The 16,997-nt window shown below is 69.4% G+C and carries 22 protein-coding genes; 13 read left to right on the plus strand and 9 right to left on the minus strand.

Annotated elements, in window-relative coordinates; translation table 11 throughout:
• Nucleotides 1–6: 6 nt before the first annotated feature.
• Together ACX80W_RS01090 and ACX80W_RS01095 are read left to right on the plus strand one after the other, a co-directional pair.
• On the plus strand, nt 7–216 hold the full coding sequence (locus ACX80W_RS01090; RefSeq protein ID WP_459279635.1) for a helix-turn-helix domain-containing protein: 210 nt from the start codon (nt 7–9) through the stop codon (nt 214–216).
• Between the two features lie 195 nt (nt 217–411).
• Complete coding sequence (locus ACX80W_RS01095) at nt 412–510, plus strand: 30S ribosomal protein bS22 (RefSeq protein WP_003792170.1); 99 nt, start codon at nt 412–414, stop codon at nt 508–510.
• Nucleotides 511–631: 121 nt separating this feature from the next.
• Here the strand turns inward: ACX80W_RS01095 and ACX80W_RS01100 are convergent, their stop codons facing one another.
• A complete protein-coding gene (locus ACX80W_RS01100; protein ID WP_459279637.1) occupies nt 632–1,444 on the minus strand; it encodes an HAD family hydrolase in 813 nt (270 codons plus the stop codon).
• Nucleotides 1,445–1,506: 62 nt separating this feature from the next.
• On the opposite strand from ACX80W_RS01100, the gene ACX80W_RS01105 reads away from it, so the two are divergent.
• The 3 genes from ACX80W_RS01105 (at nt 1,507) to ACX80W_RS01115 (ending at nt 3,663) form a co-directional block, all read left to right on the plus strand.
• Nucleotides 1,507–1,767 (plus strand): glutaredoxin family protein, encoded by a 261-nt coding sequence (locus ACX80W_RS01105; protein ID WP_459279639.1) that lies wholly within the window; start codon nt 1,507–1,509, stop codon nt 1,765–1,767.
• 164 nt (nt 1,768–1,931) lie between these two features.
• Nucleotides 1,932–2,714: a maleylpyruvate isomerase family mycothiol-dependent enzyme gene (locus ACX80W_RS01110; protein ID WP_459279641.1), complete on the plus strand. Its 783-nt coding sequence runs from the start codon at nt 1,932–1,934 to the stop codon at nt 2,712–2,714.
• 235 nt (nt 2,715–2,949) lie between these two features.
• Complete coding sequence (locus ACX80W_RS01115) at nt 2,950–3,663, plus strand: redox-sensing transcriptional repressor Rex (protein ID WP_459279643.1); 714 nt, start codon at nt 2,950–2,952, stop codon at nt 3,661–3,663.
• Between the two features lie 7 nt (nt 3,664–3,670).
• On the opposite strand, the gene ACX80W_RS01120 is transcribed toward ACX80W_RS01115, so the two are convergent.
• Entirely contained in the window at nt 3,671–4,405 is a 735-nt protein-coding gene (locus tag ACX80W_RS01120; RefSeq protein WP_459279644.1) for a hypothetical protein, read from the minus strand.
• A gap of 262 nt (nt 4,406–4,667) precedes the next feature.
• A complete protein-coding gene (locus ACX80W_RS01125; protein WP_459279645.1) occupies nt 4,668–5,219 on the minus strand; it encodes a YceI family protein in 552 nt (183 codons plus the stop codon).
• Between the two features lie 180 nt (nt 5,220–5,399).
• On the opposite strand from ACX80W_RS01125, the gene ACX80W_RS01130 reads away from it, so the two are divergent.
• From ACX80W_RS01130 to ccsB, 5 genes are all read left to right on the plus strand, one after another.
• The gene (locus ACX80W_RS01130) at nt 5,400–6,071 is read left to right on the plus strand and encodes a histidine phosphatase family protein (protein ID WP_459279647.1); all 672 of its coding nucleotides are present in this window, start codon (nt 5,400–5,402) and stop codon (nt 6,069–6,071) included.
• 37 nt (nt 6,072–6,108) lie between these two features.
• Entirely contained in the window at nt 6,109–6,729 is a 621-nt protein-coding gene (locus ACX80W_RS01135; protein ID WP_459279649.1) for a TlpA family protein disulfide reductase, read from the plus strand.
• 81 nt (nt 6,730–6,810) lie between these two features.
• The gene (locus ACX80W_RS01140; RefSeq protein WP_459280184.1) at nt 6,811–7,527 is read left to right on the plus strand and encodes a cytochrome c biogenesis CcdA family protein; all 717 of its coding nucleotides are present in this window, start codon (nt 6,811–6,813) and stop codon (nt 7,525–7,527) included.
• A gap of 48 nt (nt 7,528–7,575) precedes the next feature.
• On the plus strand, nt 7,576–9,288 hold the full coding sequence (gene resB / locus ACX80W_RS01145; protein WP_459279651.1) for a cytochrome c biogenesis protein ResB: 1,713 nt from the start codon (nt 7,576–7,578) through the stop codon (nt 9,286–9,288).
• Complete coding sequence (ccsB, locus tag ACX80W_RS01150) at nt 9,288–10,316, plus strand: c-type cytochrome biogenesis protein CcsB (RefSeq protein ID WP_459279652.1); 1,029 nt, start codon at nt 9,288–9,290, stop codon at nt 10,314–10,316. Before resB ends, ccsB begins: the two co-directional genes overlap by 1 nt.
• A gap of 113 nt (nt 10,317–10,429) precedes the next feature.
• Here ccsB and ACX80W_RS01155 read toward each other — a convergent pair whose 3' ends face one another.
• A complete protein-coding gene (locus ACX80W_RS01155; RefSeq protein WP_459279653.1) occupies nt 10,430–10,924 on the minus strand; it encodes a PLD nuclease N-terminal domain-containing protein in 495 nt (164 codons plus the stop codon).
• A 30-nt stretch (nt 10,925–10,954) separates the two neighbouring features.
• Between ACX80W_RS01155 and ACX80W_RS01160 the strand changes: the two genes are divergently transcribed.
• Entirely contained in the window at nt 10,955–11,254 is a 300-nt protein-coding gene (locus tag ACX80W_RS01160) for a DUF4229 domain-containing protein (RefSeq protein WP_459279655.1), read from the plus strand.
• A gap of 16 nt (nt 11,255–11,270) precedes the next feature.
• Here the strand turns inward: ACX80W_RS01160 and ACX80W_RS01165 are convergent, their stop codons facing one another.
• The 4 genes from ACX80W_RS01165 to ACX80W_RS01180 all read right to left on the minus strand — a co-directional run bounded on the left by ACX80W_RS01165 (nt 11,271) and on the right by ACX80W_RS01180 (nt 14,804).
• On the minus strand, nt 11,271–12,155 hold the full coding sequence (locus ACX80W_RS01165) for a 1,4-dihydroxy-2-naphthoate polyprenyltransferase (RefSeq protein ID WP_459279657.1): 885 nt from the start codon (nt 12,153–12,155) through the stop codon (nt 11,271–11,273).
• A 67-nt stretch (nt 12,156–12,222) separates the two neighbouring features.
• Nucleotides 12,223–13,359, minus strand: coding sequence for an AMP-binding protein (locus ACX80W_RS01170; RefSeq protein ID WP_459279659.1), 1,137 nt, complete (start codon nt 13,357–13,359; stop codon nt 12,223–12,225).
• 7 nt (nt 13,360–13,366) lie between these two features.
• On the minus strand, nt 13,367–14,320 hold the full coding sequence (locus tag ACX80W_RS01175) for a 1,4-dihydroxy-2-naphthoyl-CoA synthase (protein ID WP_459279660.1): 954 nt from the start codon (nt 14,318–14,320) through the stop codon (nt 13,367–13,369).
• A 46-nt stretch (nt 14,321–14,366) separates the two neighbouring features.
• Entirely contained in the window at nt 14,367–14,804 is a 438-nt protein-coding gene (locus ACX80W_RS01180; protein ID WP_459279662.1) for a VOC family protein, read from the minus strand.
• A 154-nt stretch (nt 14,805–14,958) separates the two neighbouring features.
• On the opposite strand from ACX80W_RS01180, the gene ACX80W_RS01185 reads away from it, so the two are divergent.
• Nucleotides 14,959–15,558: a dihydrofolate reductase family protein gene (locus tag ACX80W_RS01185; protein ID WP_459279664.1), complete on the plus strand. Its 600-nt coding sequence runs from the start codon at nt 14,959–14,961 to the stop codon at nt 15,556–15,558.
• Nucleotides 15,559–15,567: 9 nt separating this feature from the next.
• On the plus strand, nt 15,568–16,206 hold the full coding sequence (locus ACX80W_RS01190; protein WP_459279666.1) for a class I SAM-dependent methyltransferase: 639 nt from the start codon (nt 15,568–15,570) through the stop codon (nt 16,204–16,206).
• Between the two features lie 48 nt (nt 16,207–16,254).
• Here the strand turns inward: ACX80W_RS01190 and ACX80W_RS01195 are convergent, their stop codons facing one another.
• Nucleotides 16,255–16,968 carry a hemerythrin domain-containing protein gene (locus tag ACX80W_RS01195; RefSeq protein ID WP_459279668.1) on the minus strand — a complete coding sequence of 238 codons (714 nt, stop codon included), beginning with the start codon at nt 16,966–16,968 and terminating at the stop codon, nt 16,255–16,257.
• Nucleotides 16,969–16,997 lie beyond the last annotated feature (29 nt).

The following is a 16,997-nucleotide window of genomic DNA, read 5'->3' on the forward strand; positions in this document are numbered from 1 at the left end:
GGTGAGATGGCAGACGGGAACTTCTCGGATGTGCAGTTTCTGACGGTGGCGGAAGTCGCCGAGGTCATGCGGGTGTCGAAGATGACCGTCTACCGACTCGTCCATTCCGGGGAACTGCCGGCCGTCCAGTTTGGACGGTCCTACCGCGTTCCCGAGTCCGCGGTTGCCGACTACCTCCGCCACGCGCAGGTTGAGGGGCAGTCGGCGACGGCCTGAGCGCCGGTCAGGGGTGCCAATAATTGGCTGTACCCTGTTAAGGAACGTTTTGCACGGTCTTTAGCTGCCGTGCAACTACCGGTTTTACCGGGCCCGCGCCACTTCGCGCGTGCCCATGTCAGCACCGGGTGGTCCTGCGTTGCTTTTCGCAGCGGAGGCAGCCGCCTGGATTCCTATTAAGTTTGTGAGGACTCTGTGGGTTCAGTAATCAAGAAGCGCCGCAAGCGTATGGCCAAGAAGAAGCACCGCAAACTGCTTCGCAAGACCCGCCACCAGCGCCGCAACAAGAAGTAGGGCACCGCTCCTCTGCTCCACAGCTGGAGGGCCGCCGTGCGGCGGCTCCCCTTCCAGTTTTCCCGGTCCGCAGCCCCAACCATCGGTTGGAGCGGTGGGCCGGACGTGGTTAACCGCGGCGTCAGCGGGTCCGCAGCTTCACGAACCCACGCCACAGCCCGTAGACGGCGCCAATCCCGGTCGCCGCCCGGAGACCGAAGGTGGCGGCGCGGCGGCCGCTGCGGAAGTCGAAGACCGGCCAGTTGTTCGCCCGCGCGTGCCGGCGCAGCCGGGAGTCGGGGTTGATGGCCACCGGGTTCCCCACCGCGCTCAGCAGCGGGATGTCGTTGAAGGAGTCGCTGTAGGCCCAGCAGCGGTCAAGATCGAGGTTGTCCCGGGCCGCCAGTTCCTTCACCGCCGCGGCCTTGGCGGCGCCGTGCAGGAACTCCCCGACCAGCCGTCCCGTGTAGAGGCCGTCCGCCACCTCGCCGACGGTGCCGAGCGCGCCGGTCAGCCCGAGCCGCTTGGCGATGACGCCGGCCACCTCGACCGGGGTGCCGGTCACCAGCCATACCTTCCGCCCGGCGGCCAGGTGCTGGTCGGTCAGCGCCCGGGCCCCGGGCCAGATCTTGGAGGCGATCATCTCGTCGTAGACCTCCTCGCCGAGCGCGAGGATGTCGGCGTGGGCGATGCCGATGGCGAAGGCGAGCGCGGCGTCGCGGACCGCGTTGACGTCGGTCATGGTCTCGCCGCGCATCACGAACCGGATCTGCTTCCAGGCAAGGCCGGCAGCGAACCGAAGGGTGAACGCGCGGCGCGAATACATCTTCCGGGCCACGTGGAAGAGGCTGGCCCCGCGCATCAGGGTGTTGTCCACGTCGAAGAAGGCCGCCGCTTCCGGCGTGCCGGCCGCGTCGAAGGAGGAGGGAACATCCTTCCCGGTGGCCGCAGGCATGATGAAAGTCTAGCCAATGAGCGGTGCCCGGAGTCCGGGCGCCGGAAAGGTAGGTTGAAGGGATGACCATCCAGCCGGACCAGCCGACGCCCGACGTCGTCCTTGTGACCAAACCGCAGTGCCACCTCTGCGAGGATGCCCGCGCCGTCGTGGACCGGGTGACGACCTCCCTCGGCCTGCGCTGGCGGGAGCAGTCGGTCACCGACGCGCCCGAGCTGCTCGAGCGGTTCGCCGAGGAACTTCCGGTGCTCATGATCGACGGCGTCCAGCGCGACTTCTGGACCATTGACGAGGAGCGGCTGCGGCGCCTACTGCAGCCGTAGGTACACCCCGCCGGTCCGCGGGCTGCGCCGGGACCCCCCGGGGGAGTTCCCCCCGGTCCCGCCCGGCGGGAAACCTGTTGCCAACGGGGCCGACAGTTCTACGCTTGAGCTACCCCCCATCCCAGGAGGTCCCGTGGAGGCTCCAGCGAAGGCAGGGATTGGCCATGACCGAAGAACGCCCTCCAACCGACGTGGCCGCGATCGCCAGGATTGGCCACGGGGAAGCCATGCGGCTGGCCGCGGAGGAAAACCGCCGGTTCCTTGAGCTCCTGCGGCAGTTGGGTGCCGGGGACTGGGGCAAGGAGACCGACTGCACCCGTTGGACCGTGCGCGACGTCGCCGTGCACGTCACCGCCTCGGCCGAGGCGCAGGCCTCGCCCCGGGAATTCCTCCGCCAGGTGCGGCGGGGACGCCGGCTCACCGCTCGAATCGGCGGCCGGCACTGGGTCGATGGAGTCAACGAGGCCCAGCTCGAAGCCAGGAGCGGCCTTGCCCCCGACGACATTCCCGCGCGGTGGGAGCGCGCATCCGGCGCGGCGCTCAAGGCCCGCAGGCGGCTGCCCGCCGCCGTTGGAGCGCTCCGGGTGCTTCCCCTGGGCAGCATGGACGGTGTCGACTTCGGATGGCAGCCGCTGCGCTACCTTTTCGATATCGGGTTCACCCGCGACGTGTGGATGCACCGCATCGATATCTGCAGGGCGACCGGCAGGTCCCTCAACCCGACCCGGGACCACGACGGGCGCATCGTCGAGGACATCATCGCCGAATGGTCGACACTCCACGCCGACCCCTTCCACCTTGCGCTCACCGGGCCCGCGGGCGGCCGGTTCGTGCGGGACGGAGGGGCGGGGAGCGCCCCCCTCGAACTGGACGCCCTCGACTGCTGCCGCATCCTCTCCGGCCGGGGGACACCGCAGGGAGTGCTCAGGCACCCCCTGCCGCTGTAGGTCGTCCGCCGCTGCCCATCGGACCTCCGCGCGGGCCCATCCGCGCCGCATTCCACCAACCCGCCGGCCGGCCCGAGGGGTTGGCGAGGGGGACCGGCCCGGGCACCGCCGGGCACTTGGTGGCCCCGACCCCAGCGGCATATGGTGGAGGTACTTCGAGTCGGGGTTCTTCCGGGGCGCCGACCGGAACCGGTGCCGCCTTGGCGGGCCACCCGATGCAATGGAGCAGATAACAGTGACGACGCCGAACGTGCCCGAGCTTCACTCATTGAGCGCCGATGGCGCGCGCCGGATCCCGCCCGCTTCCCTGTCCCGCCTGACCATCTACCTGAGGGCGCTGAATTCGCTGCTGGCCGAGGGGATCGAACGGGTCTCCTCCGAGGGGCTCGCCGACGCCGCCGGGGTCAACTCCGCGATCCTGCGCAAGGACCTCTCCTACCTGGGCTCCTACGGCACGCGCGGGGTCGGCTACGACGTGCAGTACCTCAACCGCCAGATCTCCAGTGCGCTCGGCCTCACCCTGGACTGGCGCGTGGCCATCATCGGGATCGGCAACCTCGGCCGGGCGCTCGCCGGGTATTCGGGGTTCGCCTCGCGCGGCTTCGAAATAGTGGCCCTGTTCGACGCCGACCAGATGGTCATCGGCTCGGAGGTCGGCTGGCTGCGGGTCAGCGCGGTCGATGAGCTCGAGCCTGTCCTGGAGCGGACCCGGGCGAACATGGCGGTGCTGGCGGTGCCGGCGCCGGTCGCCCAGCAGCTGTGCGACCGGCTGGTGGCCAGCGGGATCAGCAGCATCCTCAGCTTCGCCCCCGTGGTGCTACAGGTGCCTCCGCACGTCCAGCTGCGGAAGGTCGACATGTCGACGGAACTGCAGATCCTCGCCTACCACGCCCAGCGGGCGCAGGATGCGGCCATCGAATCGGTCACCGACGCCCGCTCGGCACAGTAGGCGGATCTCAGTAGCGTGGAGGCGCGGGCTTGAAGTACTCGCTTGCCGGCTTGAGGTAGCACAGGACGACCCCTGCGACGACGAGCAGCAGCGAGAGGGTCGACAGGAGGTCGACGGGGGCGGCGCCGGCCAGACCGACAAGGAACCCGATGACGGACAGGGCCACGAGGACCGTCAGGGTGATCCGGGCCCAGTTCTTGCCCCTGCGGATCATGAGGGCGAGAAGGACGTAGAAGGCGGCAAAGAGGACGCCGATGACGATACCGACCGTCGTGACGATGCCGCTGACTGACTCAGGCGCGACCCCCGATGCCTCGAACTGCTCGAGCTGCTCCGGCGTCAATCCGGCCAGGGGGTCCAGCGAGGTGACGATTGTGCCGATGAGCCCGAGGACGGCCGCTGCCAGAATGAGCCAGGACGCCGTGACGATCCGCTGGGGCGCGGGACCCTTCGTGGTGTCCGGCAGCGAGGCGGAACCGGGATAGGCGTAACCGGAGGGCTGGGCGGCCTGGTAGCCGAACGGCTGCTGCCCCTGCTGCCCATAACCCTGCTGGCCGTACGGCGGCTGCCCCTGGCCCTGCTGGCCGTACAGCGGCGGGTTCTGCCCGTAGGACGGCGGCGGGTTCTGCCCGTAGGCGGGCGGCGGGTTCTGCCCGTACCGGGGCTGATCCTGGTTCTGGCCGTACCGGGGCGAGTCCGGGTCCTGGGGGGTGGGATTGGGGTTCTCTGGAGGGGTGCTCATGGCTGCATCCGTTCGTCAGGCGTGCTGGGTAGGGACTGCCGGCACCTGCCGTTTCGCGACCTGCCGGATCTTGCGTTCACCCTACCGCGCCCGTCCGCAGAGTCTAGGGGTTCGATCCGGCGCGCCCCGCGGCGCCGGGGCGGACCGTCCGGAGCGCCGGCCCGCCCCCGGCGGACGCCCAACGCAAAGCGCCGCCGGTGGTCCCGAAGGACGGCCGGCGGCGCTTTGCAGATCCGGGCGGAGAGCCACCCGGAGGAAGGAATTAGTTGGCCGAGGGGGCCACGAAGGCGGCGTCGACCGAGATGGTCACCTTGTCGCCGACGAGCACTCCGCCGGCCTCGAGGGCGGCGTTCCAGGTCAGGCCGAAGTCCTTGCGCGAGATCGTGGTCTGGCCGGAGATGCCTGCCCGGGTGGCGCCGAAGGGATCGACCGCGACGCCGTTGAACTCGGCGTCAAGGATCACAGGCTTGGTGATGCCGCGGATCGTGAGATCGCCGGCAATCTTGTAGGTTTCACCCTTGGTCTCGACCGAGGTGGACGTGAAGGTCATCTCGGGGAAGACCTCGGTGTCGAAGAAGTCGGCACTGCGCACGTGGGCGTCGCGGTTCTCGTCACCGGACTGGAACGAGGCGGTCTTGACGGTGGCGGTGACCTTCGACTCCTCCAGGGAGGAACCGACGACCATGGTCGCATCGACGTCTGCGAAGTTGCCGCGGACCTTGCTGATGCCGGCGTGGCGGACGGTGAAACCGATCTCACTGTGGGCGGGGTCGAAGGACCAGGAGCCGCTGGTGAGGCCTGAGGGAATGCTCATGAATTATCTCCTTGATGAAAGTGGAAGGCTTATGACTATACAGAAGCATGCCTTTGCATGTTTTATTCCCGATGGGTTCCGGATCCGGGCCCGGGCGTCCCCCGGCCGCTTCGGGAAGTGCCCCGCCCGGCCCGACCGTCCGGATTTAGCCCGGTGGCGGAATTCTGAGAAACTGGGCAAATGTCCCTTGCAACCGTCCACCTGGTGCGCCACGGTGAGGTCCACAACCCCGAAGGTGTCCTCTACGGGCGCCTCCCCGAGTTCCACCTGTCCGAGCTGGGACGCCGGATGGCGAGCCAGATGGCGGCCCACTTCGAGAAGCGGCGCAGCGACGGGGCGAACATCGTCTACCTCGCGGCCTCTCCGCTGGTCCGGGCGCAGGAGACGGCGCAGCCGCTCGGCGAGGCCCTGGGCCTGCCGGTGCACACCGAGGACCGCATCCTCGAGGCCGAGAATCGATTCGAGGGCATGTCCCGGGTGAAGCGCAGGCTGCGCCACCCCCGGTACTGGCCCCTGCTGACGAACCCCTTCCGCCCCTCCTGGGGGGAGCCGTACGCCGACCAGGTAACCCGGGTCATGGCGGCGGTGCAGGACGCACGCGCGCAGGCGCTTGCACTCGGCGACGGCGCCACCGGTCCGGTCGAGGCCGTCCTCGTCAGCCACCAGTTGCCGATCTGGGTGACCAGGCTCGCCGCCGAGCGCCGCAGGCTCTGGCACGATCCCCGGCAGCGCGAATGCACGCTGACCTCGATCACCTCCCTTGATTTCGACGGCGGCGAGATCATCCGGGTCCGCTACGAGGAGCCGTGCGCTGATCTTCTTCCCGGAGCGGCGAACATCCCGGGAGCATAGTAGAATTACTACACGTTGTAGAAAACTGGAAGAAGCCGTGAAACCTCCAAAAACCGCACGCGCGCTCCGCTCGCTGCCCCTGTTCCGGGCGGCCGTGGCGCTTGGCGTATCCGCCTCCCTCGGCCTTGCCGGATGTGCCGCGGACGACCCGCTGGCCCAGCAGGCCGCGGCGGGCGACAACAAGAACTACATCGCCGGAGACGGTTCCGTCACCGAGTACGCGCAATCCGAACGGGGCGAACCCGTCCAGCTCTCGGGCACGCTCTTCGACGGTACTGAGGTCTCGAGCTCCGAGTGGGCAGGCGGGGTGACCGTCCTGAACTTCTGGTACGCGGCGTGTGCGCCCTGCCGGAAGGAAGCCCCGGACTTCGTGGCGCTGCACTCCGAGTTCGGGCCGCAGGGCGCCCGGTTCTACGGCGTCAACGTCCGGGATGAAAAGGCCACGGCCAACGCGTTCGAGCGGAACTGGAAGATTCCCTACCCGAGCTTCAATGACAAGGACGGCGGCGTGCTCCTCGCCATGACGAGCTACGTGCCGCCCCAGGCCGTACCGACGACCCTCGTCCTCGACAAGGAGGGCCGGGTCTCCGCGAGGATCCTCGGGCTGGCCGAAAAGAGCACGCTCAAGGCCCTGGTCCGCGATGCCCTCGCAGAATAGGCCCTCGTGAACCCGGTCGCGGCCCTTCTGCCCACCCTCGCCGGAGGCAACGCGTTCGCCGACGCCGTCCTGAACGGGTCGATGCTCCTTGCCCTCCCGGTGGCGCTGCTCGCCGGCCTCGTCTCCTTCGCCTCGCCCTGCGTGCTGCCCCTGGTGCCCGGGTACCTCGGTTACGTCACCGGGCTCACCGGGGTCGACCTTGAGCAGCAGAAGCGCGGCCGCATGTTCGCCGGCATTGCCCTGTTCGTTCTCGGCTTCTCGGCGGTCTTCATGGCTTACGGGACCCTGTTCGGCCAGCTGGGCGCCTGGCTGCGGGTGTCCCAGGACTGGCTGATCCAGCTCCTTGGCATCGTGGTGATCCTGCTCGGGGTCGTCTTCCTGGGCGGGTTCGCGTTGTTCCAGCGGGAGAGCCGCATTCACGCGCGGGTGCCGGCCGGGTTGTGGGGGGCGCCCCTGCTGGGGATGACCTTCGGGCTGGGATGGGCGCCGTGCATCGGGCCCACGCTTGGCGCGGTCCAGCTCCTGGCGATCTCCGGCGACGACGCCAGCGCGCTCAAGGGCGCCGTCCTCACCTTCGTGTACTGCCTCGGACTGGGGCTGCCCTTCCTCTTTATCGCCCTGGGCATCCGGCGGGGGATGGGCGCGCTGCGGTTCTTCCGCCGGAACCGGCTGCTGCTCCAGCGCTCCGGCGGCGGCTTGCTGATCCTTGTGGGAGTGTTGATGGTGACCGGAATCTGGAACAGCTGGATCACCAGCCTCCAGGACCTGTTGGTGAACAATGTGGTCCTGCCCATCTAGGCCGCCCGCAGCACGGGCCACGACAGCGATTCCCACGAGAAGCAGGTCATGTTGAACAAGGACACGGCGCCGGCCAAGGCCCCCAAGCCCGACATCGCCCTGCCCGCGCTCGGGTTCACCGGAACCCTGCGCTGGGCGTGGAAGCAGCTGACGAGCATGCGGACGGCGCTGTTCCTGCTGCTGCTCCTCGCCGTGGCCGCCGTGCCCGGATCGCTGTTCCCGCAGCGGTCGGCGAACCCGGCCGTCGTAACCACCTACATCGAGGACCACCCGGACAGCGGTCCGATCCTCGACTGGTTCCAGCTGTTCGACGTGTACTCCTCGGTGTGGTTCTCCGCCATCTACCTGCTGCTGTTCGTCTCCCTGATCGGCTGCGTCCTTCCGCGCGCCGTCGCCCACGCCAAGGCCGTCCGGTCCAAGCCACCGGCAACGCCGCGTCGGCTCTCGCGCATGCCCGTCTACGGCACCCTGGAGATCCCCGCCGGGCGTGCGGGCGGTCCGGGCAGCACACCGGCCGCCGCGGTGGCGGAGGCCGCCGCGCTCCTGAAGAAACGCGGCTACCGCGTCGATGTGCGCGACTCCGACGGCGAGAGGCCGTCGGTTGCCGCCGAGCGCGGCTTCAACAAGGAACTGGGCAACCTCGTGTTCCACACCTCGCTGATCGGGGTGCTCGTCTGCGTCGCCGTCGGTGGGTTGTTCGGCTACAACGGACAGAAGGTGATCGTGGAGGGGGACACCTTCGTGAACACCCTTGTCAGCTACGACGCCTTCACCCCGGGCGCCAACTTCTCCGATGACCAGCTCGAGCCCTACTCCATCCGCCTGGACTCGTTCGATGTCCAGTTCGACAGGGACCAGGTGAGCCACTACGGCCAGCCCCTCGACTTCACGGCGAACCTGACGACCCAGGACGGTCCCGACGCCGAACCCAAGGAGCAGGTCCTCAAGGTCAATGCGCCGATCGACCTTGGCGGCACCAGCGTGTACCTCGTGGGCAACGGCTACGCCCCGGTGGTCACCGTCCGCGACGGCGAGGGAAACATCGCGGCGCAGGGCCCCGTGGTCACCATCCCCTCCGACGGGCTGTACACCTCGCTCGCGGTGATCAAGGCGCCCGACGCCAGGCCCGAGCAGCTCGGCTTCGTCGGGTTCTTCCTGCCGACCGCCTTCGTCGATGAAAAAGGCGTCTCCTTCTCCCGCGACCCCGACCCGTTCAACCCCCAGCTCAACCTCAACGCCTACGCCGGGGACCTGGGCCTCGACGAAGGTGAACCGAAGAACGTCTACGTCCTGGACACCGAGGACCTGACGGAGCTGAACAGCCGCAATAACGCCAACGGCGGCATCGTGCTGGGCCTGGGCGAAACCTATGACCTTCCCGAGGGAAAGGGCTCGATCAGCTTCGACGGCCTGAAGCGCTACATCGCGGTGGACATCCACCACGACCCAGCCCAGCTCGGGGCGCTCGTCTTTTCGACCCTCGCCCTGGCCGGCCTGAGCGCCTCCCTGTTCATCGGCCGGCGCAGGGCCTGGGTACGCTCCGGGCTGCACCCCGACGGCCGGGTGCTTGTGGAATACGGGTTGCTGGCCCGCGGCGAGGATCCGAGGCTTTCGGCCGAGGGTGCCGCGGTGGAGAAGCTGTTGGCCGGACACTGGCTGGTGCACTCGGCCAAAGCAGGGGAAAATCAATTGCAGCCCGCCGGGGCTCCCGCCGCCGGAGCGGGCGCCGGGACCGACGGCGACAACGGTAAGGACAACTGATGCCAAGCGTTAATGCCGAACTGGGGGCCACCAGCGAGCTGTTCATGCTCCTTGCCTCCATCGCCTATGTGGTGGCACTGATCTTCTTCGTGCTCGATCTGGTGAAATCAAGCCGCACCATCGGCGCGGTCGAGGCCCGGCTGGCCGCCGACCGCGCGCAGTCAACGGCCCGGGCGGAGGTGCTCGCCGGAGCCCGCGGAGGTTCCCGGACGCCCGCGGGCAGTACTTCCCCCATGGCGGATGCATCGATGGACTACAGCGCCGGCCCGCGCCGTTCCTCGGCCCGGATCGCCGTGGCCCTGACGGCGGTGGCCGCCGTCATCCACGCCGCCGCGGTCCTGACCCGCGGCATCGCCGCAAACCGGGTGCCCTGGGGCAACATGTACGAGTTCTGCACCACCGGCGCCCTGATCGTCGCCGTCATTTTCCTGATCACCCTCACCCGCAAGGACCTGCGGTTCGTCGGGTCCTTCGTGGTGGGCCTCGTGGTGATCATGCTGTGCGCCGCGACCGTCGGCTTCGCGACCCCGGTGGCCAACCTCATCCCGGCGCTGCAGAGCTACTGGCTCATCGTGCATGTCTCCATCGCCGTCGCCTCCTCGGCGCTGTTCACTCTCACCTTCGCCATGTCGGTGCTGCAGCTGATCCAGACCTCCCGCGAGGCGCGCATTGCGTCCGGAGGAGCCGACAAGGCCGGTTTCATGCGGCTCGTCCCGCCGGCGCTCAGCCTGGAAAACCTCTCCTACCGCCTCAACGCGATCGCCTTCGTCGGCTGGACCTTCACGCTCATCGCCGGGGCCATCTGGGCCGAGGAGGCCTGGGGCCGGTACTGGGGCTGGGACACCAAGGAGGTCTGGACCTTCGTGATCTGGACCGTGTACGCCGGCTACCTGCACGCCCGCGCCACCAAGGGGTGGACCGGAACCCGGGCGGCCTGGCTGTCGATCGTCGGGTACCTGTGCATCGTGTTCAACTTCACCATCGTGAACATCTACTTCTCCGGGCTCCACAGCTACGCCGGCGTGTAGGCGGCAAAAAGGTCCCGGCGCGCCACGGAAAAAACCGCACCCGTCCGCTCGTGTTCAACGAGCGGGCGGGTGCGGTTTTTTGTTGCGTAGCGGCAGCTGCGGCAAGGGCGCGGCTAGGGGTTCTTCGGCCGGTGGGCGCCGGTGCTGCCGGTCTCATCCGCGTCGTCGTCGGGCTCCACGGCCGGAGTCTTGTCCGCGCCGCCCTTGGGAGAGCCGGCGGCCGGGGTGGTGTCCTTCGTGCCGCCGGCGGCGCCGCCCTTGGCCTTGGCTTCGCGGGCCCTCAGTTCCTCCTCCTTGCGCTTCAACTCCTGCTCGCGGGCCTGCTGGCGGCGCTTCGTCTCGAGGTTCTGCAGGAACTGCGGATCGTCATCGGGCGCTGTCGGGTGCCGGGGGGCCGTGCGGGGAGGGCGGGTGCCGCGCACCGGCCGCGGCCGGCCGAACAGGAACCACAGGCCCGCCCCGAGGAGGGGCACGACCAGGATGGTGATCAGCCAGGCGGGTTTCGAGATACTGCGTACCTCGTTGGACCGGGTCATGGCGCATTCGATTAGTGCGTAGACGATAACGGCGACTCCGAGGAGTGCCAGGAACAGCAACAGGCGGGGCATACCCCAATTGTAGGCGAGTAAACTTGGAGGGTGCCCTTCCTCAAATTCACCGCCCTGCGCCTGCTGTTCGTTGTCGTCTTCTTCGTGATCTGCGTCCTGCTGGGGCTCGGCGCGGTGCTGTCCGCCGTCGCCGCGGCCATCCTCGCCTGGTGCGTGACCTACCTGTTCTTCCGTCCGCTGCGCGACGAGGCCGCCGCCTCCCTGCAGCGCCGGTTCAAGGACGGCGCCCCCCGCGCCGGCAACTTCATGGAGAAGGACGACGCGGCCGCCGAGGATCAGCTCGACCCCAACGCACCCGTGAACGCCGACCGCAGGCCGCGCGACCTCTGACCCCCGTGGCCGGCTGCTAGGCGAGGACCTCGGTCAGCACGATGCCAAGGCCGAAGAGCAGGCTGAAGCCGAGGTTGATCAGGCTCGTCTGCTTGAGCACCGGAATGAGGCTGCGCCGCTTCTTGCCCTTGAGCATCAGCCAGCTGGGCATCAGGCCCGCCGGAACCAGCAGGAGCACCAGCAGCACCCACGGGTGGTTGTCGATGAGGAACAGCGGCAGCAGGACGGCCGCCGCCAGCATCATGACGTAGCTGATCCGGGCCGGCGTGTCCCCAAGGCGCACCGCGAGGGTGAGCTTCCCGGCCTCCCGGTCCGTCGGGATGTCACGGACGTTGTTTGCCATCAGCAGGGCCATGGCGATCAGGCCGGTGCTGATGGCGCCGACCCAGGCCGGTCCGCTCAGCTGCCCCGCCTGCGTGTAGGTGGTGCCGAGGGTTGCGACGAGGCCGAAGAAGACGAAGACGAAGACGTCGCCCAGGCCCAGGTAGCCGTAGGGGTTCTTGCCTCCGGTGTAGCCCCAGGCGGCCGCGACGCACCCGAGGCCCACCAGCAGCAGGAACCAGGCCTGCGAGAGGATGATCAGGGCCGCACCGGCCACCATGGCCAGGGCGAAGCAGGCGAACGCCGCGTACTTCACGTCGCGGGCCCGGGCGGCGCCGGAACCGGTGAGCCGCAGCGGCCCCACCCGGGCGTCGTCGGTGCCCCGGATACCGTCGGAGTAGTCATTGGCGTAGTTGACGCCCACCTGGAGCAGCACGGCCACGGCGGCCGCGAGCGCGGCGTTGACCGGACGGAATGAGCCGAGCCCGAACGCCGCCGCGCTGCCGGCGATCACCGGAGCCAGGGCCATGGGCAGGGTGCGGGGGCGGGCTCCTTCAAGCCACTGAGCGGCAGTCGCCACGGTGTGTTCCTTCACTGGTTGTGCTGGCAGGCCGGACGGCCCGAACGGTTGGCGCGTTGGTTCGGCGCTAGGAGTTCCGCTGTTCGAGCAGCGCGCGGACCGATCCCCGGTCCGGCTTGCCTCCGGGCAGCAGCGGCATCGTCTCGAGGGCCAGGACCGTCTTGGGCGCGGCGTGGGCGCCCAGTTCCTCGGCCACGTGCCGGCGCACCACCTCGGCCTCCACGGTGCCGACCACCGCGGCGGCCACCGAGGTGCCCCATTCGGAACTGGTGATGCCGATGACCAGGGCCTGGTCCACCCCGCTGATCCCCTCGATGACCTCGGCGACCACCGCCGCGGAAACCTTCAGGCCGCCGGTCAGGATGACGTCGTCGAGGCGCCCGTGCACCTCCACTGTGCCGCCGGCAGCGACCATTCCGGCGTCGTCCGTGCTGAACCACCGCCGTCCGGAATTGAAGACAAACCGCTGCCCGGTCAGCTCCGGGTCGCCCAGGTAGCCGTCGGCCAGGACCGGGCCGCTGATCCACAGCCTGCCACCGTCCTCGCGGACCTCCACGCCCTCGAGGGGCCGTCCGTCGTAGACGCACCCGCCGGCGGTCTCGCTCATCCCGTAGGATTCGACGATCTTCAGGCCATGCCGGCGGGCCTCGCCGCGCAGCGCCGACCCCAGCGGCGCGCCGCCCAGCAGGATCGCGTCAAACCGCCGAAGCACCTTGAGGGTCTGCGGTGCGGGGTCCTGGAGGAGCCGGTGGAGCTGGGTGGGCACGAGGGAGGTGAAACGCACGCGGTCGGTCAGCTCACCGGCCGCGGAGGTGAACGCGTCCTCGGTGAAGGGGACGGCGGGGTCCATCGCCCAGGGCTCCGTCCCGGCGTACAGGGAGCGGACGAGCACCTGGAAGCCCGCGATGTGGTGCACGGGCAGGGTCAGCAGCCACTGGCCCTCGGCGCCGAGCGCGATCGCCGTCCCCATCGAGGACGCGGCGAGCGCATCGACGCTGAGCATCGTCTTCTTCGGCGTCCCGGTGGAGCCGGAGGTGCTGAGGACCGCGGCGATCTCGTCATTGGGCAGCTCCCCGGCGAACTGCTGGCCGACGGCGGCGTGCGGGGCGACCGCGGGTCCTTCGCCGGCGAGGGAGGCCGCCAGCGGCTTGAGCAGTGCCTTCGGATCGAAGGCGGGAGGGGTGTAGATCGGCAGGAGTTCCATGCCCGTCCTAGAAGTAGTAGGGGAACGCGGACCAGTCGGGGTCCCGCTTGGCCAGGAAGGCCTCCTTGCCCTCCACCGCCTCATCCGTCATGTAGGCGAGCCGGGTGGCCTCGCCGGCGAAGACCTGCTGGCCGGCCAGTCCGTCATCGGCGAGGTTGAAGGCGAACTTCAGCATCCGGATGGCCTGCGGGCTCTGCCGCGCGATGTCCGCGGCGTACTCGAGGGCCGTGCGTTCAAGGGCGGCGTGGTCGACGGCTTCGTTGACCGCCCCCATCGCGACCATGTCCTCGGCCGAATACTCCCGGGCCAGGAAGAAGATCTCGCGGGCCTTCTTCTGCCCGATCTGGCGCGCGAGCAGGGCCGATCCGTAGCCGGCGTCGAAGCTTCCCACCGTGGCGTCGGTCTGCTTGAAGCGGGCGTGCTCGCGGGAGGCAAGGGTCAGGTCGGCCACCACGTGGAGGCTGTGGCCTCCGCCGGCCGCCCATCCGTTGACGACGGCGATGACGACCTTGGGCATGGTCCGGATGAGGCGCTGCACCTCGAGGATGTGGAGCCGGCCGGCGCGCGCCGGGTCGATGCTTTCCCTCGTCTCGCCCTCCGCGTACCGGTAGCCGTCGCGGCCGCGGATGCGCTGATCGCCGCCGGAGCAGAAGGAGTGTCCGCCGTCCTTGGGGGAGGGTCCGTTGCCGGTGAGGAGCACCGTGGCGACGTCCGGGCTCATGCGGGCATGGTCAAGGGCCCGGTACAGCTCGTCCACGGTTCCCGGGCGGAAGGCGTTGCGGACCTCGGGCCGGTTGAAGGCGATGCGCACGGCGGGCAGGTCGCGGAGCACACGACCGTCCTCGGCCCGTTCCACCTGGCGGTGGTATGTCATGTCGGTCAGGTCATCGAAGCCCGAGACGGTGCGCCACTGCTGCGGGTCGAAGATGTCGGAGACCTGGGTGGGAAGATCGGATGTCACCAACCGAGTCTAACGGCGGACCACCGGCCGGGCATGCCGCGGCGGCTCAGGAGACGCAGAACTCGTTGCCCTCGGGATCGGCCATCGTGTACCAGGCGAGGGGTCCCTGGCTCGCGGAGTAGAGGAAACGGGCGCCCCGCGCAACGAGTGCGTCCCGTGCGCGGTCCTTGTCCTCCCCTGTCAGGTGGATGTCGAGGTGGACCCGGTTCTTCAGGGTCTTCGGTTCGGGAACCGGTTGGAACACCAGCCGCATCCTGTCCCGCTGCCCCAGGTCGCCGGCCCGGCAGACCGCTGCCCCGGCCTTCCACACGCGCGCTCCCTTGTGCTCCATGACGTCAGCTTCCGTCGCGTGCCCGGCCGCCAGCATCTGGTCGAGAAAGCTCCCGTCGACGGGTTCCACCGTCCAGCCCAGGGTTTCGGCCCACCAGTCCGCCTGGGCATGGGGGTCGGCGCAGTCAACTGAAATCTGAATATTGTGTTCCATGCCGACACGGTAATGCCCGGTTCGGGGCCGGCGGAAGGAAACCGCGGACAGGCTGCGTCCGCGTGCGGCGCTTTTTCACCGGGAGCCCGGGAAACGGGGATCCGCGGTGCTGCGGCGCCCTCGCCAGGACCAGCGGGGCACCGTAGAGTCCTGGGTGGCAGCCCCGGTTTTCGGCCCCGGAGGGATCATGGCGCTTCTGCTGTTTTCCGGCATCACCTCGCTCGACGGCTATGTCGCCGATGAGAATGGCTCCTTCGACTGGGGCGTTCCCGACGACCAGGTGCACCGGTTCATCAACGACCTCCAGCGGGCCGTGGGAACGCATCTCTACGGTCGGCGGCTCTATGAGGTGATGCTCGCCTGGGAAACCCTGGAGGCGGCGGGCCAGCCGGCCGCCATCGCTGACTTCGCGGACATCTGGCGGGGCACGGACAAGATCGTCTACTCCAGGACGCTGCCGGCCGTAGCCAGCGCCCGGACCCGGCTGGAGCGTACCTTCGACCCGGCCTCCGTGAGGCGCCTCAAGGCGGAAGCGCCCCGCGACCTCGCCGTGGGCGGGCCGGGACTGGCCGCCGGTGCGATCCGCGCAGGCCTCGTCGATGAGATCCACCAGTTTGTTTCCCCTGTCGTCGTGGGAGCCGGGACCCGGTTCCTGCCCGACGGGGTGCGCCTGGACCTGGAACTGCTGGACGAGCGCCGTTTCCCCAATGGCGTCGTGTTCCTGCGTTACGGACTCCGGAGCGCGGCGGGCTAGCCTCGGTCCATGGAACCCGACGCCCGTGCCACCCGGACCGCTTACGACACGGTGGCGGACCGGTATGCGGACCTCCTGCGCTTCGAGCTCGACGGGCTTCCCCTCGAACGTGCACTGTTGGGCGCGTTCGCCGAGTTGGCCCGGTCCGACGCCGACGCCCCGCTGATGGACCTCGGCTGCGGGCCGGGCCGCGTCGCCGCCCACCTCGCGTCGCTGGGCGCCTCGGTGCGCGGGATCGACCTGTCGCCGGGCATGATCGCCGCCGCGCGCCGGGACCACCCGTCACTCGCGTTCGAGGTTGGCTCCATGGAGCGGCTGGACCTGGCTGACCGGTCGGCCTCAGGCGTGCTGGCCTGGTACTCGCTGATCCACATCCCGCCTCCGCGGCTTGGGTCGGTCCTTGCCGAATTCTCGCGCGTCCTCAGGCCCGGGGGCCCGATGCTCCTTGCCTTCCAGTCCGGGAACGGGAAGCGGAGGATCACCGACGCCTACGGCAGCCGGGTAAGCCTCGACGCCTACCGGATCGACCCGGAGATCCTCACCGGCCTGCTGCAACGGCACGGGTTCGCACTGGTCCCCTCGACCCGGCGGGAGCCGCAGGGAGGCGAAAAGACGGCCCAGGCCTTCCTCCTGGCCCGCAGGCTCTGACCGGGCGGCAGGGGCACGTGCCGGCCCGGTGGCTGGCCCGGCCGTCGGTCAGCGGCCGGCGCTGGTCGAGGGATCCTCGCCGCGGGTGAACAGGGGCAACCGCTCGACGGCGTGGGAGGCCCGCTGCAGTGCGGTGCCCACCCGTCGGAGGGCGGGGGCGGGCGGCTGTGGCCCGCGCAGGAGAGCGAAGTCGGTGGCGTCCCCCAGCCGGTCGAGCGCCGACAAGGGGACTGCGGCGAGTGCGTTGCCCGGCGGCCGGCGGGCCACTCCAGGGTGCGCCCGGGTGGGGGCCGTCCGGCGGACGGCCTCCCAGGCCAGCCCGAGCAGCCGGAGCCGGCGCACCCCGACCCGCTCCTGCAGCCGGGGAAGGAGCGCATCCTCCTCATCCCGGACGTCCTCCCGCAGCACCGCGACCAGCCGGTCCAGGAGCGGCCCGCGCTCCGGGTTCCCATCCTCCAGGGACTCAAGCCGGGTGACGAGCTCGTTGACCTCCTGGTGCTCCTGCTCCACCTCAAGTGTGAGGTCCCCGCCGTCCGGCAGCACCCGCCGCATCACGGGCCACAGCACGGCCTCCTCGGCGAAGGCGTGGGGAAAGACCAGCCGGTAGATGCGGCGCAGCACCTCGTCCTGCTGCCGGCCCGCGGTGCCCTCCAACTCCTGCAGGAGGGCATTGAGCTTCTCGTGGTCCCGCTTTTGGCGGACGAGGACGCTCAGGGATCCACCGAGCTGGGCGGCACTCTGCTCGGCTACGGATAGCTGCATGGGGACTCCCTTGGTTGAATTTCGGGCAG

Source organism: Arthrobacter melezitosi, assembly GCF_054511055.1.

Excerpts from the sequence above, each read along its gene's own strand:
- ACX80W_RS01090 (WP_459279635.1), top strand. The coding sequence starts at position 7 with ATGGCAGACGGGAACTTCTCGGATGTGCAGTTTCTGACGGTGGCGGAA.
- ACX80W_RS01100 (WP_459279637.1), bottom strand. The coding sequence starts at position 1,444 with ATGCCTGCGGCCACCGGGAAGGATGTTCCCTCCTCCTTCGACGCGGCC.
- ACX80W_RS01105 (WP_459279639.1), top strand. The coding sequence starts at position 1,507 with ATGACCATCCAGCCGGACCAGCCGACGCCCGACGTCGTCCTTGTGACC.
- ACX80W_RS01110 (WP_459279641.1), top strand. The coding sequence starts at position 1,932 with ATGACCGAAGAACGCCCTCCAACCGACGTGGCCGCGATCGCCAGGATT.
- ACX80W_RS01120 (WP_459279644.1), bottom strand. The coding sequence starts at position 4,405 with ATGAGCACCCCTCCAGAGAACCCCAATCCCACCCCCCAGGACCCGGAC.
- ACX80W_RS01125 (WP_459279645.1), bottom strand. The coding sequence starts at position 5,219 with ATGAGCATTCCCTCAGGCCTCACCAGCGGCTCCTGGTCCTTCGACCCC.
- ACX80W_RS01130 (WP_459279647.1), top strand. The coding sequence starts at position 5,400 with ATGTCCCTTGCAACCGTCCACCTGGTGCGCCACGGTGAGGTCCACAAC.
- ACX80W_RS01140 (WP_459280184.1), top strand. The coding sequence starts at position 6,811 with ATGCTCCTTGCCCTCCCGGTGGCGCTGCTCGCCGGCCTCGTCTCCTTC.
- resB (WP_459279651.1), top strand. The coding sequence starts at position 7,576 with ATGTTGAACAAGGACACGGCGCCGGCCAAGGCCCCCAAGCCCGACATC.
- ccsB (WP_459279652.1), top strand. The coding sequence starts at position 9,288 with ATGCCAAGCGTTAATGCCGAACTGGGGGCCACCAGCGAGCTGTTCATG.
- ACX80W_RS01155 (WP_459279653.1), bottom strand. The coding sequence starts at position 10,924 with ATGCCCCGCCTGTTGCTGTTCCTGGCACTCCTCGGAGTCGCCGTTATC.
- ACX80W_RS01170 (WP_459279659.1), bottom strand. The coding sequence starts at position 13,359 with ATGGAACTCCTGCCGATCTACACCCCTCCCGCCTTCGATCCGAAGGCA.
- ACX80W_RS01180 (WP_459279662.1), bottom strand. The coding sequence starts at position 14,804 with ATGGAACACAATATTCAGATTTCAGTTGACTGCGCCGACCCCCATGCC.
- ACX80W_RS01190 (WP_459279666.1), top strand. The coding sequence starts at position 15,568 with ATGGAACCCGACGCCCGTGCCACCCGGACCGCTTACGACACGGTGGCG.
- ACX80W_RS01195 (WP_459279668.1), bottom strand. The coding sequence starts at position 16,968 with ATGCAGCTATCCGTAGCCGAGCAGAGTGCCGCCCAGCTCGGTGGATCC.